Origin of the sequence: Microcoleus sp. B3-A4, from assembly GCF_036705385.1 — a bacterium.
Lineage (GTDB): Bacteria > Cyanobacteriota > Cyanobacteriia > Cyanobacteriales > Microcoleaceae > Microcoleus.
Map to the genome: position 1 here is coordinate 49084 of NZ_JAUBUI010000022.1, position 16819 is coordinate 65902.

The following is a 16819-nucleotide window of genomic DNA, read 5'->3' on the forward strand; positions in this document are numbered from 1 at the left end:
TTATAATTAAATAATTCTGCGGGTTTGTCAGTTAGATACTGTCCGGTTAATGACTTATAATATAATTGTTTGTTGTTACCCTCTTAAGAGAAGAGAAGACTTAAGTCCTTACTACAAACCTAATTATAAATTTTTGACCGTAATTGATATTAAAACAAACAATTCTCTCTTCCATCTTCCACATTCCATTGGGCAGATCTTTCACTTATTAGTTTCTTACCCCCTGGGAGAGGGCAAAGATTGAACAGGTGCCGGAGGCCAATTAGAGCGACTTCTGGTGAGAGTAGTAGACACCAAAGCATAGCCCAAAACAGCCGGAAGCACGATCGCACTCAGAAACACGATCGCCGCAGCCCAACTCATCGCATTCGAGATCGGGCCGTAATGAGTGCGGTAAGGGTCAAAGGTGGGTAAATTAGGCCTCGGGGCGTCCCGCAGCGCGATCGGACGTTTGAAGCGCACTCGCCTGTCGTCGAGCTTTTCGAGCAAAATCCAGCCAACCTCCGCCTCTTCCCGGCACAGCTTGTGAAAAATCGCAGGATTGCGAAACAAATCGTTGCTAGCCCGCACAATCTTGTACTCCCAAACCGTCAAATCAACAGCATTAGGAGCGGGTTTGGGATTGCCATTGGAGGGCGCATTTTCAGGCGCATTAAAATTATCCTCTTGAGATTCGTATCGAGTCAAAACTTCCTCCTCCTCGTTGTATTTTTGCCACGCAGCCGCTTGCTCGCGGCTCACCAATACACCCGCGAGCGCCGCCTCTAAGCCGAGACTGCCAACCATCAAACTCCAAATCAGAATTTCAACCATAAAAGGAGTTAAAAATCAAAAACTAGAAAGACTCACTTTTAACTTTCAATCTTTAATTTTCAAATAGCCTTCCACCACACAATCTGCACCCACTGCGCGCCAAGAAACCCGCTCTAAAGTCAAAGCATCAGTCATTGCCGAAAACCCCAAATCTCCTACAGGAGTTGGAGCTCCTTGGCCGCCGACAATTTTAGGAGCAATAAAAGCCATAATTTTTTGAACTGCACCCTCAGCAATTGCCTCGGCCGCCAAAGTGCCACCACACTCCCAGAGTACAGAAAGAAAAGATCGATCGTACAAATAAGCCATAGCATTAGTCGGTGTCAGCGGCGAGAGCTCGACAACTTCCACCCCTTTGGCGATCAAAAATTCCTGAAATTCCGGGTTAACCCCAGGTTCAGTCAGCACCAAAGTAGCCGCCACAGAGGTTTCCCACAACCAAGCCGACTTCGGCAAATCCAAAGTGCGGCTCATCACCACCCGCAGGGGATTATTCCTATCAGGCTGGTGACTTGTCAGTAGAGGGTTGTCCAGACGCACCGTATTTCCCCCAACAATCACAGCATCGCAGCCGACGCGCAACCGGTGTACCTCGCTCCGAGCCTCCTCGCCTGTCACCCAAGCGCTGTGGCCGCTACTGGTAGCAATTTTACCGTCCAAAGTCATTGCATATTTCAAAATTCCAAAAGGCCGGCGGTACAAAATCCGGTGCACAAAAGCCTCGTTGAGTTTCTGGCAAGCTTCCCCTTCCACTCCCGCCACCACTTCAATGCCAGCCTCTCGCAACCGGGCCAGCCCAGTTCCAGCTACCAAAGGATTCGGATCGACCATGCCAGCCACTACTTTTGCCACCTTGGCCTTAACTAGAGCTTCGGAACAGGGGGGAGTCCGGCCGTAGTGGTTGCAGGGTTCCAGGTTCACGTAGACGGTCGCTCCTTCGGCGAGTTCCCCCGCTTCCCGGAGCGCAAAAACTTCGGCGTGAGGTTGACCGGCACCGGGATGAAACCCTTCGCCGACAATCTTGCCGTCTCGGACAATTACTGAACCGACAAGGGGGTTGGGTGCGGTTTTGCCGAGAGCGCGGCGAGCCAATTCTATGCAGCGGCGCATCATTACTCGATCGAACTCTTGAATTTCGCTGTTGTCCAGTTGTTTTGTCCCTTGCTGCTGTCCGTTAGGTAAGCTGGCGATCGCTTGAGCGTCCGCCGGAAAAGTTTCCATAAGATTTTGGTATGATATCTATCCCTGAGTGTACTGACTTTGATGTTAATTTTGGCTGCGATCCGACGATCGATTGCGGCTGGGGCAAACTGTACGTTACCACTGAGATATTGCACCATTCTCAATTAGCCTTTTATGAACAGGCAAGATGCCTGTTGCTGACAAGGGTGCAAGATGTGAGTTACCAGGAGTGAAAAGCAATTTAGGGCGATCGACCCCGCACGTCCCAAAAAATAGCTTTAACATGAGGAAAGAATAGCAGGCGCTTGAAAAAACAATGAGTCAGGACATGAAGCGGGAATTTGCCAACCGCGACGAATTAATTGCCTACGTGCGTGAACAGTTCCCCGAAGCCGCCGCCCGGGACAGCAGCGTACCCCCAACCCCAGGCGGGCGGAAAGCAGCCGAGACAGCCCTGCAACAAGTCGATCCCGGCAAGTACGCCTCAACCCGCAATTTCCTCAACGGTGCGATAACGCGCTTGTCGCCCTATGTGCGCTACGGAGTTTTGAGTCTGGCGGAAGTCCGGGATGCTGTGCTGGAGAAGGTGCGGCATCGAGAAGAGGCCGTAAAACTCGTCAACGAGTTGGGTTGGCGGGATTATTGGCAGCGACTGTACGCGGAATTGGGCAACGGGATTTGGCAAGACCGGGAACCCTACAAAACTGGCTACACTGCTAAAGATTACAGCGAAACTCTCCCGGAGGATGTCATCGAGGGATCGACTGGTTTGGTTTGCATCGACAGTTTCAGCCGCGAGTTGCGAGAAACTGGTTATTTGCACAATCACCAGCGGATGTGGACTGCCGCTTATCTCGTACACTGGCGCCGCGTGCGTTGGCAAGCCGGAGCTCGCTGGTTTTTGCAACATTTGCTAGATGGAGATCCGGCGAGCAACAATCTTTCTTGGCAGTGGGTAGCAAGCACTTTTAGTCACAAACCTTATTTTTTTAATCGGGAAAATTTGGAGCGTTACACTAAGGCGGTTTATTGTCGCGATTGTCCTATGTACGGGCAATGCGATTTTGAGGGAACTTACGAATATTTGGAAGGAAAGTTGTTTCCTCATGGAGAAAAGGTAGATCGTAGCGGCGGTTCTAAAAGTTGGCAAGACTTTCAAAAGCGCCGGAAAAATTAAGGAAGTTCGGCAACCGATTCGCTTTCTTCGGATTTAACGGATTTAACACCCATTCTCAATTCCCGATGCCCAATTCCCGATGCCCAATTCCCCATTCCCAATTTATGAACAATCCGATTATTTGGCTGCACGGCGACTGTTTGAGTCCTGAAGGCCCGGCTTTTAAAGCGCACCCAGAGGCACCGGCAATCTGGGTTTGGGATGACGCGCTCATTGATGAATGGCAGTTGAGTCTCAAACGAATGGTGTTTATTTACGAATGTTTGCTGGAGTTGCCGGTAGTTATTCGGCGGGGCGATGTGGCTGCGGAAGTTATCGCTTTTGCTAAAGAATCCGGCGCGAATCAAGTGGTGACTGCGGAAAGTCCCAGCCCTCGGTTTCAGGATATTTGCCGGGAAATTAAGCGATCGCACCCTGTAGAAGTTTTGCCACCCGAACCCTTTGTCCGCTACGATGGTTACATTGATTTGAAGCGTTTTTCCCGCTATTGGCGCGTCGCTGAAAAATATGTTTTCTAATTTTAATTGGGAATTGGAAATTGGAAATTAGAAATTGAAAAGAGGTGTTCTTTTATCTTCTTCCCTCTTCCCTCTTCCTTCAACTCCCCTTCAAACGCTCCAATAGCCATTGAAATCTCGATTCAGCCAAATCGGGATTTTCGACATTTTCCGGGATAGCCCCCTCGTCGTCGGGCTCTTGATATATTAAACCATCACTATCATCGCCGAAGCGCTGGACTGTACCCCGCAGTCTCGACGACAGAAATTTGGTAATCGCCCGATAAAACCGCAGGGAAAAAAGCACGTCTTGCTCTAGTTTTTCAGTTAGCAGCCGCCGGGGAATTGACAGGATGAGGCACTCTTCAATTGCCGTGACAGTAGCAGAAGGAAGCCTCCCGTCTACAAAAGACATTTCGCCCAAAACTTCCCCGGCAATAATTTTTCCAATTTCTTTGTCGCCCAAAGATGATACAGCAACGCTCAAAGTTCCCTCCAGAACTATGTACAGGGCGTCTAAGGGCTTACCTTCGGTAATGAGGGTGGTGCCGGGGAGGATTTGGGTGCGGGTGCCGTTGGCGAGCATCCAATCGATGTCGCGATCGCTCAATTCGCCTAAAATGACTAGAACTTTGCTCATAAAGTCAGGTTGAGATGAGATAATTTGTATTTTTTTACTTGTCTAGTTGCGTGCTGTTGTTAGATGGTCAGACCCTGAGCGAAAGCGAAGGCTAAACTTTACAAATAGAACACTAAATTTTACACAATTTTCATAAAATTCAGTAATTTTGACACGATCGATGCACAAATATTTCTCGGATCGGTGGTATTATTCTACATTAATTGTCACGGACTGTGCAGCAGCCGATCGCGTTGTTTTAACTGCACTTGCTTTAGACGGCGGGGCTGCCAAAACTGTTTTGAAAGCTTGTTGTCTCTTGATTTCGAGCTGGTGCGCCCTCAAAAACCGGATTTTTCCAGCGTGGCTGCTAGTGCAGCGCCCCCAAGTACAGTATTGTAGAATGCCAGCCAGACGCGCGATCGACCTCTCAATTAAACAGGAGCAAGGGTGCAATCATCCCTAGGATTGATTTTTTGCCGATCGATCTGTAAATTAAAATTAGCCTCTAAACCCACCGTCCGTTCTTGAATCTAATCAGCTTGAGAGTTGACTATTCAACGGTAAAATGGCAATCTAGGAACAACACAACTCATATTTGTGTCTTTTCTTAGCAAAGCTCTCGACGGTCGCCCTCAAACACTTACACTTTTAACACACCCTTCATTGAGGAGTTTCTATGAATAGTCTATTTTCCAAGTCTACTTTTGCGTTAATAAATCTTGCAGCTTTAGCTGTTTGTTGCAGTACCATGTCAGCGAAAGCTGAAACTGGCAACTTGCCCGAGGTCGCTACAACTGCAACAATAGCCGCTCAAAATATTGACCAAATTTCTGAGCCGACAGCAACTTCAGCAGTTAAGCCCGACGCAGAAACAACGGCTAGTAATAAAAAAATTGATTCTATCAGTTGGAGCGAACTAACAGAAGCAGCAGAGCCAGTCGCCTCTGAACCGGCAGCAAACTTGCAAGTATCTATTGCTGCACCCGAAAAATCGGAAGCAGCAACATCTGAAATTGCTGAGACAGAAACAGCGCAAAATACCTCTATTGCTGCTGAGACTGAAAATTCGGAAGAAACCGCTAAAATTGCTGATAATGGTGTCAAAGTGCAGTCAAAAGTCGAGACTGCCAAAAAGAGCGATCGACCTACCTCAATTGTTGCCGAGAACAATAATCTTGAAGTAACAGCAACGAAGGAAGAACAAGAAGTCAAAACAGCACAAGAATTGTTGAGCAATCCTGTCAGCACTTCCGCCTCAGCTTTGACAAACCAACCGAAAGTTGCTGAAAAACCCGCAACTGCCTCAGAACCAACTGGAAAAGTGGCTCAAGGAACTCAAATCCGACCAGGCCGAGCAACCCGTTCTGGACCCAGCTATGTTGGCATTGGCGGCAATGTAGGTTTTGGCGGAGATTCAGCCTTAGGCGACGGTTCATTTGCGATTATTAGCAAAATCGGTTTGACGAACAATTTGTCGGTGAGACCGACTGTTTTGCTCCGCGACAACTTAACTCTTTTAGTTCCCGTTACCTTCGATTTTGTATCTCAAGAGACCGTCGAAGTCAGCGAGGATTTTGTGATTAGTGCTGCTCCCTATGCAGGTGCTGGCGTGATAGTTACTACCGGGGATGACGGTAATTTTGGCTTCCTGATTTCGGGGGGTGTAGATGTGCCGCTGACGAGAAATTTAACAGCAACAGCGGGATTGAATATTGGTTTTGTTGACGGAGCTGACGTGGGATTGTTAGTCGGTGTCGGCTATACGTTCCCGAATATTGCCCGGTAGTGTTGCTGTTTGAGCAAACGCAGGACAAATAAATAGGCGCGGGGTTGGCTGTAGGAATACAGTCAACCCTTTTTGATGATGGAAAATCTGCCTGTGCGATCGATGTAGGGTACGCCACAAGCAGAGAGCGCCGAGATTGATTTTTGTGAAAGATATAATGATGGTTGGATCGATCTGAGATGTTGCGTCATATTCAATAAGCTTTTTATGGACGGGCAGGATGCCCATCCCACAATCAAATTCACTCTTTGTGGAACAGGCCCGAAAGCCTGTTCTTGAAAATGGTGCAAGATATGGGATCGATCGCACTTTCTCACCCACCACCCGAAAAAACCGTGACTAAAACAGAAATCTTAGCAGCACTCAAAAATCTGACAGCAGAAGAACGCCTAGAAATCATTGAAACAGCTTCGCGGATGATGCGCGAAGAAATAGAAGAAAAAGCCCAGCGCAAAGCTGAGCGAAAACAGAAACTCAGAGCCGCAGCAGAAGCAGCAGTCAAAGATTATATGCCGGGAGGTGCTTTACATGATTTGTGGTCGGCTGACAGCGAACCCTATTTTGAATCCGAGGAAGAATACCTTAATGCAGGGATAAAAACTAATGCGTAGAGGTGAAATCTGGCTGGTTGCCCTTGAACCTACTGTGGGCGCCGAAATCGGCAAAACCCGTCCGGTAGTAATTGTCAGCGATGAAACGGTGGGAATTTTGCTGCTTGAAGTTATTGTTCCCATCACTGACTGGAAAGAGCGATACACAGAGAGAAATTGGATGGTTCGACTAGAACCGAGTGGCGAAAAAGGCTTGACTAAAGTCTCCGCAGCCGACGCTTTTCAAGTCCGTTCCGTTTCCCAACAAAGATTTGTCCGACAACTCGGAACCCTGTCCGAGACAATTATGGAAGAAATTGCAGAAGCACTGACAATTGTTCTGGATCTAGATTGAATAACTAGGCAACAGCGTACAAATAGTGTTATTTATAGATAGATTGTATGGCGCGATGGCCTAAATGATTCCTATACAACTTACACTCAAAAATTTTCTCAGCTATCGCGAAGCTGCTTTAGACTTTCGCGGCTTGCACACCGCTTGCATTTGCGGGCCTAACGGTGCTGGCAAATCCTCCCTCTTAGAAGCCATATGCTGGGCACTTTGGGGCTGTTGCCGCAGCGATACGGAAGACAATATCATCCACATCGGCGAAACTGATGTGCGCGTTGATTTCACTTTCTCCACCGGCGGCCAAATCTACCGGGTGATTCGCAACCGCCGGCGCGGACAATCGGGAAGTGTGGAGTTTCAAGTCAGCTTGAATTCGGCCGTAACCGAGGAAAAACTTAATTTTCGCACGCTCACAGACAAGGGCCTGAGAACAACTCAGCAAAAAATCCTCGAACATATCAAACTAGATTACGATACTTTCATCAACTCGGCGTATTTGCGGCAGGGGCGAGCTGATGAATTTATGCTTAAAAAGCCGATCGAACGCAAGCAAGTTTTAGCCAACCTGCTCAAACTCGACTCCTACGATACTTTATCCGAACAAGCCAAAGATACCTCCAAACAATTTAAAGCTCAAGTCGAAGTGCTCAAACAGAGTTTGCTAACTGTACAAGAGCAACTGCAACAAAAAGAGACCATCGCCTCGGAACAAACTCAATTGCAGCAAGCAACCGATTTGCTTCAGCAGCAGCAGCAAGCCGACACAACCGAGTTACAGCAACTGCAACTCCAGCACCACAACCGCCAAACTTGGCAAAAACTCCTCGCCGGCCACCAGCAACAGCACTACAATATCACTCAAGAATGCCGCCGCTTGCAGCAAGAACTCAGCGCAGCCAAACAGCAGCAAAATGAGCTACAAGCCCTCCTAGGGCAAGAAAAGGAAATAACAGCAGGCATCGCTTATTTCCAGAGCTTGCAAGCCACAGAAGAGACTCTTGCTGGCAAATTTAAGGCAAACCAACAAGCCCAAAATCAGCGTCAGCAATTGCAAGAACAGCAACGGCAAGAACTGAGCTTTTTGCAAAGCAAAATTCAGCAGTTGCAAGCTCAATTAGAGGTTTTAGAACAAGATGAAAAAGATGTTCTGGAAATTCTCAAACAGCAGCCGGAGGTTGATAAAGGACTGGCACAGTTGCAAGCAGTTCGATCGCGCCTCAACGAACTAGAGCAACTGCAACTGCAAGTTTCGCCGCTGCTACAGCAGCAGCAGCAAAAGCAACAAAAGCTCGATCGCGCCCGCGCCGGTTTAACCGCCCGCTTAGATGAAATCAACCGACAGGTGCAAGTTCAGCAGCAGCAGCGACAGCCGCAATTACAGCAGGAAATCTCGGCCATCGCCAATCAAATTTTGCAGTTGGAAAACAAGCGAGTTTATCAGCAGCGAGTGCGCGAAAAAGGTCAAGAAAGGCACGACTTTCTAGGAAACCTGCAAGCCAAAAGCCGCGACTATCAAACCAGACTCGCCGAGATCGACCAAAAACTGCAACTGCTGCGGAAACATGAAGGAGAAAAAACTGCAGGCGAAGGTAAAGCCTCGAATTTTGCGGAAAATGAGCCATCGAATTCGCCTTTAATGGTGCGAGATACAAATTTTGGCAATTGTCCTTTGTGCGATCGACCTTTAGACGAACACTACTGGAATTTGGTAGTCACAAAACACCACACCCAACAGCAGGAAATCTGGAACCAACTGTGGGTTGTCCGCGAACAGTTGGCCGTCTCCGAGCGCGAAATTCAAGTTCTCAGACATGAATACCGCGAACTAGAAGAGGAATTAGCGCCCTACCAAGAATTGCGGGAACGCCGCAGTCATTTACAAGCACAACTAGATAGCCTGGGCCAAGATGAAAACCGGCTGCAAAGTATGCGTCAAGACGCGGCCGAAATAGAGCGGTTGCTACGCACCGGCGAGTATGCAGCCGATGATTTGAGCGAACTCCAGCAAATCGAACAGCAACTGCAACAGCTCAATTACAGCGATCGCAGCCACTCGCTCGCCCGCAGCGATGAAAAGCGCTTGCGGTGGGCGGAAATTAAGCAAGCTCAAATCAAAGACGCTCAGCAGAAACTGAATAAAATTAATGCCCGCCGCCCGGATTTGCAAACTCAATTAGCCACGGTACAGCAACAGTTAGAACAGCAAAAAAATAGCTCGGAAATACAGCAGCAAATTCTGTCTTTAGATAGATACATTGCAGAAGTTGGTTATAATTTGGAGCAGCACGAACACGTCCGCAGCGAAATGCGCCGATCGCAGTTTTGGATCGCCCGCGCCGAAAAACTGCGATCGGCAACTGTGCAGTACCCGCAAGTGCAGCAGCGGGTTAATGAAATAGCAAATTCCATCGCCGTGCGCGATCGAGATTTGCAAGCTGTCAGCGCTCAAACTGCCGCGATGAACCAGCAATTGCAAGAACATCCCGATCCCGCAGCCCGCATCAGCGCGATCGAACAGCAAATGAGTCGCCGCCGCCAGCAGCTAGACCAACATTTGGGAAGTCTCGGACGCCTCCAGCAGCAGCAGCAAAATCTGGAAACTCTGCAAGTTCAGCTAGTAGCTCAAAAAGAGCAAATGCAAGTTGCAAAACGCCAGCAGCGAGTTTATCAAGAGTTGGGTCAAGCCTTTGGGAAAAACGGCATTCAAGCTTTAATGATTGAAAATGTTTTGCCTCAACTCGAAGCTGAAACAAATCAGATATTGTCGAGATTGAGCGCGAATCAATTGCACGTTCAATTTATTACTCAGCGGGCTGCTGCTTCTAAAAAAGCAACTAAATTGATTGACACTTTAGACATTTTAATTGCTGATGCTCGCGGTACTCGCGCCTACGAAACTTACTCGGGCGGTGAAGCTTTTCGGATTAATTTTGCGATTCGGCTGGCCCTGGCGAGACTGCTGTCTCAGCGGGCGGGTACGGCTTTGCAAATGTTGATTATTGATGAGGGATTCGGAACTCAGGATGCTGAAGGGTGCGATCGGCTGATTGCTGCAATTAATGCGATCGCCTCCGATTTCGCCTGCATCCTCACCGTTACCCATATGCCCCACCTGAAAGAAGCTTTTCAAGCCAGGATCGAAGTAAGCAAAACTGCTCAGGGTTCTTCCATCAGCTTGTCAATTTAAAAGGGTTGACGAGCCGGATGGAAGGAGGAGGAGAAAAAAAGTTGAAAATATCAGTATTTTCACCTTCTGTTTTCTTTGGGCATTCGCTATTTTCACCTTCTGTTTTCTGGATAAGTGCGGAATGTCTTTGGTTATACTAAATTCCCCAAAAGAAGGCAATTGTCTGCCCGTGGCCCAAACCATAATGGAATCAGTCATTGCCGATCTAAAATCTAAAATCTAAAATGGTATTAGTCGTCTCCCCCGTCGGCTTTTTTGGGCTGCTGACTTTGTTAAGAAAGCTAAATTGAAAATAAAATTATAGAATAAGAATGGCTCAAGCTATTTATAAATTTTTATTGTTCTGTCCCCTCCCTGGGAATTTGGATATTGCCACAGATGACAACAGACTCTTTCCACCTGTCTCTCCTAGAGCGGGCGATGGCAGCTTCGAGCAACAGCATCCTCATCGCGGATGCTCGCAGGCCTGACATACCTATTATCTACTGCAATCCTGCTTTTGAGAAACTGACCGGTTACAGTGCCGAAGAAGTTATTGGACGCAACTGCCGATTTTTGCAGGGCCCCGATACAGATCGGGCCGAATTAGATAAACTCCGCAGCAGCTTGCGATCGGGAACGGAAATTCAGGTAGTTCTCAAAAATTATCGCAAAGACCAAACTCCTTTTTGGAACGAATTAATCGTTTCCCCGATCCTAGACAACGAGGGAAAATTAACTCATTTTATCGGAGTTCAGAACGATATTAGCAAAAGAGTAGCAGCCGAAACAGCCCTACAAGAAAGCGAAGAAAGATTGCGGGCGATCGCCACTGTGACTCCCGTCCCCATGTCAATTACGCGGCTGGAAGACAGCGTTATTTTGTATGCCAATCCTGCCCTCGGGGAAAGTTTAGGTGTGAGTCACGAACAGCTTATCGGACTCAAAAAAATTGAACTTTATGCCAATATCAATGACCGCCGTCAATTGATAGAATTAGTCAAACAAAACGGTTTTAGCGACAGCGAACAAATCTGCCTTAGGAAAGCAAACGGCAGTTTGTTTTGGGTGAAAATGTCGATGCGCTCGATTAATTTTAACGGCGAAGCCGCAATTTTATCGGCATTTTACGATATTACCGATCGCGTAGAAGCAGAAACAGCATTACGGCAAAGCGAAGCTAGGTTTCAAAAACTAGCTGCCAACGTTCCCGGGATGATTTATCAATTTCAGTTAGCAGCAGACGGTACTTTGTCATTCCCCTACGTCAGTTCCGGCAGCCGCGAACTCTGGGAATTAGAACCAGAGGTACTCCAAAATTCAGCTATTCCTGCGATCGAAATGATTCATCCAGAGGATGCGCCCAGCTTCCATGAATCTGTTGCTATCTCAGCTAAAACTTTAAAGCCTTGGCGGTGGGAAGGCAGATTTGTTTTCCCGGGCGATCGGATTAAGTGGATTAGCGGGGCTTCGCGACCCGAACCGGGCGAAAAAGATGACATTATTTGGGACGGCTTGTTGATTGACATTAGCGATCGCAAACTTGCAGAATTAGCATTGCGGCAAAGCGAAGCCAGATTCCAAAAAATGGCCGCCAACGTGCCGGGAATGATTTATCAATACTTGCTGCATCCCGACGGTTCCGATGAATTCATTTATGCCAGTTCAGGGTGTTGGGAACTCTACGAATTAGAACCAGAAAAAATTCAAGAAAACTCCGGTTTAATGTGGTCAATGGTGCATCCAGAAGACCTAAAATCCATGTTAGAATCAGTGGCAATTTCCGGCGAAACTTTAAAACCTTGGATATATGAAGGGCGGATCGTAACCGGATCTGGAAAAGTAAAATGGATTCGCGGCATTGCCCGCCCCGAACTGCAACCGGGCGGCGACATACTGTGGGAGGGAGTGACAATCGACATCAGCGATCGCAAGCTAGCAGAAATCGCCCTCAGCGAATCAAAAATGGCCCTGCAACAAGCCAATCTAGAACTTGAAAAGCGCGTTCTAGAACGCACGGAAGCCTTGCAAACATCCCAAAATATGCTGTGGTCGGTAATCAACAACATCCCTCAGTTAATTGCCTGGAAAGATCGAGATTTAGTTTACTTGGGAGGCAACAAAAACTTTGCCAAAGTCGCAGGTTTCAATCACCCCAGTGAAATCGCTGGTCTCACCGACTTCGATATGCCTTGGAAGCCCGAAGAAACAGAAATTTTTCGAGCGTGCGACCGTCGCATCATGGCAACAAACACCCCAGAATATCACATCACAGAATCCAAAATGCAAGCCGACGGCACCCAGTGCTGTCTGGATACAAATAAAATACCTTTGCACGACAATTCCGGCAATGTTGTCGGCATTTTGTCTACGTTTGAAGACATCACAGATAGGCTTTCCCTAGCAGCTAAAGTCCGGGCCAGCGAGGAACTATTTCGCACAATTTTTGAAGATGCACCCATCGCTATCTACTTAGCCAATTTAGACGATAACAAGTTAGTGCGAGTCAATAAAAATTACTGCGAAATGCTGGGATATACCGCCGAAGAATTGCTGAGCAAAACATTTATAGAACTTGCACACCCCGAAGATTATCCAAAAAACCTCCAAGTTGCTCATTCTCTTGAGCGGGGAGAAATTAATAGCTATCAACTTGAAATCCGCCAGCTTGCCGGTACAGGTAAAATTGTTTGGGTAAACGTGACCGCTACTTTGATTCGAGACGGCGAAGGAAAACCTATTTACAACTTAGGGATGATTGAAAATATAACGAACCGCAAAATTTCCGCCGCCGCACTCCAAGCTTCCGAATCTCAATTAAGAAAACAAGCCACCCAATTGCAAGAAGCCTACGAACAACTACAAAACGCTCAAATCCAATTAGTTCAATCCGAAAAAATGTCGAGTCTCGGTCAGATGGTGGCTGGGATTGCCCACGAAATAAACAATCCCGCAACTTTTATTAACGGCAATATTGCTCACACTGACAACTATTTTAACGATTTAATTGAACTGTTAAGTCTCTACCAGGAATGCTATCCGTCCCCAGTGCCTAAAATTGCTAAGAAAGTTAAGGACTTAGAGTTAGATTTTCTGAAGGAAGACTTGCCAAAAATGCTAAATTCCATGAGATTAGGAGTAGAAAGAATCAGTAAGATTGTGTTGTCGCTGCGGAACTTTTCGCGACTGGATGAATCAGAAATGAAGTTGGTAAACGTTCATGAAGGAATTGACAGTACACTGTTAATCTTGCAGCACAGATTGCATCAGGCAAGTATAAAAAGCAGGATTGAAGTTATTAAAGAATACGGAAAAATATCCAAAATTTACTGTAGTGCGGGTCAGTTAAACCAGGTATTTCTAAATATTATCAGCAATGCGATCGACGCTTTAGAAAACCAACCGCAACCTCGGACGATCGTGATTCGTACCATCATGAAAAAAGCTGACCTGAAAAGCCACAGTAAAAACCAGGTCAGTGATGGCGATCGCATTGTAATTTGCATCGCCGACAGTGGCCCGGGAATGAGCGAAGACGTTCGCAAGCGGCTATTTGACCCGTTCTTCACTACCAAGCCCGTAGGGGCTGGAACCGGCTTAGGATTATCCATCAGCCATCAGATTGTGGTAGAAAAACATAAGGGAAGCCTGCGGTGCATCTCAGCGCCCGGACAGGGAGCGGAATTCTGGATTGAAATCCCCTGCTGAGCGATCGTCCATTAATCTAAAAGTTTAAATATCTAACTTTTAATTCCCAATTGCCGTCGGTGCTTGAGTTATCAGGGTTTTGAATTAACCGCACTCAGAGGCCGGAACAAATCGCACTCAGCGGTGTGCTAATCTGCTGCCCTTATTCGCTAGGCAATTATGCTAAAAAAACTACCTTTATCCTGGTCTCGCTACATTCCAGCCGGGTTGACGCTGGCTTTGGGTGTCGGACTGTCGGTTCTGGCATTCGCCTTGGTTTGGGACTGGGAAGACAAGCGCCGCGACTACGAAATGCAGCGCCGCATCGACGATATTTCGATCGGCATCGAACGCCAGCTCAACTCCGACTTAGATACTGTTCTAGCCCTCAGCGACTACATGAAAGCCTTCAGCGCCGTCGAGCGTTCCTCTTTTGCCCGGTTTGTCGCCCGGCCCCTATCCGTCCACCCCAGCCTGCAAATTCTGGCTTGGGCCCCCCGCGTCCCGAATTCGCAGCGGCGCAACTACGAAATCAAAGCTAGAACCGAAACAGAGCCCAGCTTCGAGATTACAGAGCGCGGCCCGCGAGGAGAACTCCGCAAGGCCCTCCAGCGTTCCGAATACTTCCCGGCTTTCTACGTCGAACCACCAGCCGGAAACGAGACAGTATTGGGCTTTGACCTCGCCTCCCACCCAAAAATCCGCGTCGCGCTCGATCGAGGGCGCGATACAGGGGAAATGATTGTCACCAACTACATCGGCTTAACTCAGGGCAATTCCCCGGAACTAAGTCTTTTGGCCATAGTTCCGATTTACGAAAACAGCAGTAAACCGACTACCCTCGAATCCCGTCGCCAACTGCTACAAGGATTTGTTCTGGGCGTATTTCGAGGCAAAGATATTTTCCAAACCTCTTTAAAAGGACGCAATACCGACTACCTCAATATTTATCTCGTTAGCGAGGCTCCAGACAAGCAAGAAGCACCGTCGCTGTTACCCCAAACGGGGAACCCAGTTCTCAAAAATCTCCCTGCTGAGGGCCAAATTCAGCAATTTGCGGTGCAGTTCCAATCCGCCAGCCAACAAGTGCTTCCAGCATCAGCCACTGTTGACCGAGCCCTGATGCAAAACTGCCCGATTCTTGACAATCCAGGCCCGAACTATACAGCTTGCAGAAGGCGGCTGAAAATTAGCAGCCGCCAGTGGTCTATGTACGTGTCTGCAACGCCGGAAATTCGCAGGATTCGCAAGCACTGGCGCTCTTGGGGAACTCTGACGATGGGGATGCTGTGGACTTTGATTCCGGTGACATATATGCTGACATCTTTGAGCCGCACCGCCCAAATCGAAAAGCTAGCCCGAGAAAGAATTCGCCAAGCCGAACAGTTGCAGGCTGCTTACCTACAGTTGGAACTCGAACAAGCTAAATCCGAGCAACTGCTGCTGAACGTTTTGCCGGCAGCGATAGCCCTGCGTTTGAAGGACAACGAACACAATATCGCCGAAAGTTTTGCGGAAGTAACTGTGATGTTTGCCGACATTGTGGGGTTTACAGAGCTTTCGTCGAGAATTTCAGCGACGGCGGTGGTGGAAGTGCTCAACGATATTTTTTCGGCTTTTGACCACTTGGCCGATCGCCACGGGTTGGAGAAAATTAAGACTATTGGTGACGCTTACATGGTTGTCGGCGGTTTGCCGACGCCCCGAGAGGATCACGCCGAGGCGGTTGCGAACATGGCGATCGATATGCTGCACGAAATTAGGCTCCTGAGTTTAGAACATTCGGAACCTTTCAGCATTCGGATTGGGATTAGCAGTGGCCCTGTCGTTGCCGGCGTCATCGGCTTAAAAAAGTTTATTTATGACCTCTGGGGCGACACAGTAAATATTGCTTCGCGCATGGAATCCCACGGGATTACCGGCTGCATTCAAGTCACCGCCGAAACCTACCAGCTATTAAAAGATAAATATACTTTTCAGAAGCGCGGCGCTATTCAAGTTAAGGGCAAGGGATACATGGTTACTTATTTGCTGACTGGGAAAAAAGATTATTGACCCAGCCCAAAAACGGATACAAGCATCCGATTTCCCTAGCGACTAAGACTTTCGATCGCCAAGCTAAAATAGTGTAAGCTCAAGCTATTCTATCACCCCTGCACCAACTGAGGAAAAACCATGACGACGCTGCTAATTCAAACCGAAAGCGTCCCACTGACGGTCAATTTCCCTGCGATCCAATCGATGACTGTTGAACAGTTCTATGAATTCTGTCTAGTTAATCGCGATTTGAGAATTGAGCGTACTGCCAGTGGGGAAGTCATTATCATGTCACCAGCCTTTTCAGATACAGGGAACCGCAACATTAAAATTGCTCAGCAACTTGCGAACTGGGCAGAACAAGATGGCACAGGTGAAACGTTTGACTCCAGTGCAGGCTTTACCTTGCCGAATGGAGCAACCCGCTCCCCCGATGCCTCATGGATTAAACTAGAGCGCTGGAATGCCTTAACTGAAGAACAAAAAGCCTCATTCGCACCGATTTGTCCAGACTTTGTGATTGAATTGCGGTCTGCTAGTGACAGTCTCAAGGGATTGCAAAACAAGATGCAAGAATATATTGACAACGGTGTATCGCTCGGCTTTTTGCTCGATCGCAAAAACAGAAAAGTCTACATCTACCGTCCCGATCGCGAACCTGAAATCTTAGATAATCCTGAAACAGTCAGCGGCGATCCAGAGTTACCGGGATTTGTCTTGCGGATGGCAAAAATCTGGTGATTTAGAGCGTTACACCATACTCAAAGACATCAATTCATCTGTCATTTCAAAATTAGCCGTCACGCTTTGCACATCATCCAAATCTTCCAGTGCATCCATTAACTTAAGGAGCGATCGAGCTTTTTCAGGAGTGTCTATTTCCACTGTATTGCTGGGAATCTAGCGAGTT

General features: G+C 47.7%; 14 protein-coding genes and 1 pseudogene. 11 read left to right on the forward strand and 4 right to left on the reverse strand.

Going from position 1 to position 16819, the window contains the following annotated elements:
- Positions 1-216 precede the first annotated feature (216 nt).
- Together QUB33_RS11830 and ribD are read right to left on the reverse strand one after the other, a co-directional pair.
- On the reverse strand, positions 217-813 hold the full coding sequence (locus tag QUB33_RS11830; RefSeq protein WP_333286581.1) for a hypothetical protein: 597 nt from the start codon (positions 811-813) through the stop codon (positions 217-219).
- Positions 814-858: 45 nt separating this feature from the next.
- Positions 859-2034 (reverse strand): bifunctional diaminohydroxyphosphoribosylaminopyrimidine deaminase/5-amino-6-(5-phosphoribosylamino)uracil reductase RibD, encoded by a 1176-nt coding sequence (gene ribD, locus QUB33_RS11835; protein WP_333350566.1) that lies wholly within the window; start codon positions 2032-2034, stop codon positions 859-861.
- A gap of 11 nt (positions 2035-2045) precedes the next feature.
- On the opposite strand from ribD, the gene QUB33_RS11840 reads away from it, so the two are divergent.
- The 3 genes from QUB33_RS11840 (at position 2046) to QUB33_RS11850 (ending at position 3690) form a co-directional block, all read left to right on the forward strand.
- Positions 2046-2228: a hypothetical protein gene (locus QUB33_RS11840; RefSeq protein ID WP_333350568.1), complete on the forward strand. Its 183-nt coding sequence runs from the start codon at positions 2046-2048 to the stop codon at positions 2226-2228.
- Positions 2229-2311: 83 nt separating this feature from the next.
- Entirely contained in the window at positions 2312-3172 is an 861-nt protein-coding gene (locus QUB33_RS11845; RefSeq protein ID WP_333350570.1) for an FAD-binding domain-containing protein, read from the forward strand.
- Positions 3173-3276: 104 nt separating this feature from the next.
- Positions 3277-3690, forward strand: coding sequence for a hypothetical protein (locus QUB33_RS11850; RefSeq protein WP_006631038.1), 414 nt, complete (start codon positions 3277-3279; stop codon positions 3688-3690).
- Between the two features lie 79 nt (positions 3691-3769).
- Here the strand turns inward: QUB33_RS11850 and QUB33_RS11855 are convergent, their stop codons facing one another.
- Entirely contained in the window at positions 3770-4309 is a 540-nt protein-coding gene (locus QUB33_RS11855) for a cyclic nucleotide-binding domain-containing protein (protein WP_190657511.1), read from the reverse strand.
- 160 nt (positions 4310-4469) lie between these two features.
- On the opposite strand from QUB33_RS11855, the gene QUB33_RS11860 reads away from it, so the two are divergent.
- From QUB33_RS11860 to QUB33_RS11895, 8 genes are all read left to right on the forward strand, one after another.
- Positions 4470-4754, forward strand: coding sequence for a hypothetical protein (locus QUB33_RS11860; protein ID WP_333350573.1), 285 nt, complete (start codon positions 4470-4472; stop codon positions 4752-4754).
- 213 nt (positions 4755-4967) lie between these two features.
- The gene (locus QUB33_RS11865; protein WP_333350574.1) at positions 4968-6077 is read left to right on the forward strand and encodes a hypothetical protein; all 1110 of its coding nucleotides are present in this window, start codon (positions 4968-4970) and stop codon (positions 6075-6077) included.
- Positions 6078-6325: 248 nt separating this feature from the next.
- Positions 6326-6688 (forward strand): hypothetical protein, encoded by a 363-nt coding sequence (locus QUB33_RS11870; protein WP_333350576.1) that lies wholly within the window; start codon positions 6326-6328, stop codon positions 6686-6688.
- Positions 6681-7022, forward strand: a complete 342-nt coding sequence (locus QUB33_RS11875) for a type II toxin-antitoxin system PemK/MazF family toxin (RefSeq protein ID WP_333350578.1) — start codon at positions 6681-6683, stop codon at positions 7020-7022. Before QUB33_RS11870 ends, QUB33_RS11875 begins: the two co-directional genes overlap by 8 nt.
- A 64-nt stretch (positions 7023-7086) precedes the next feature.
- The gene (locus tag QUB33_RS11880; RefSeq protein ID WP_333350581.1) at positions 7087-10206 is read left to right on the forward strand and encodes an SMC family ATPase; all 3120 of its coding nucleotides are present in this window, start codon (positions 7087-7089) and stop codon (positions 10204-10206) included.
- Between the two features lie 378 nt (positions 10207-10584).
- A complete protein-coding gene (locus QUB33_RS11885; protein WP_333350583.1) occupies positions 10585-13893 on the forward strand; it encodes a PAS domain S-box protein in 3309 nt (1102 codons plus the stop codon).
- Between the two features lie 159 nt (positions 13894-14052).
- The gene (locus tag QUB33_RS11890) at positions 14053-15927 is read left to right on the forward strand and encodes an adenylate/guanylate cyclase domain-containing protein (protein WP_333350586.1); all 1875 of its coding nucleotides are present in this window, start codon (positions 14053-14055) and stop codon (positions 15925-15927) included.
- A 120-nt stretch (positions 15928-16047) separates the two neighbouring features.
- Positions 16048-16650 (forward strand): Uma2 family endonuclease, encoded by a 603-nt coding sequence (locus QUB33_RS11895; RefSeq protein WP_333350588.1) that lies wholly within the window; start codon positions 16048-16050, stop codon positions 16648-16650.
- 9 nt (positions 16651-16659) lie between these two features.
- Here the strand turns inward: QUB33_RS11895 and QUB33_RS11900 are convergent.
- Positions 16660-16809 (reverse strand): annotated as a pseudogene (locus QUB33_RS11900) (YebC/PmpR family DNA-binding transcriptional regulator); the annotation flags it as partial.
- Positions 16810-16819: the final 10 nt, after the last annotated feature.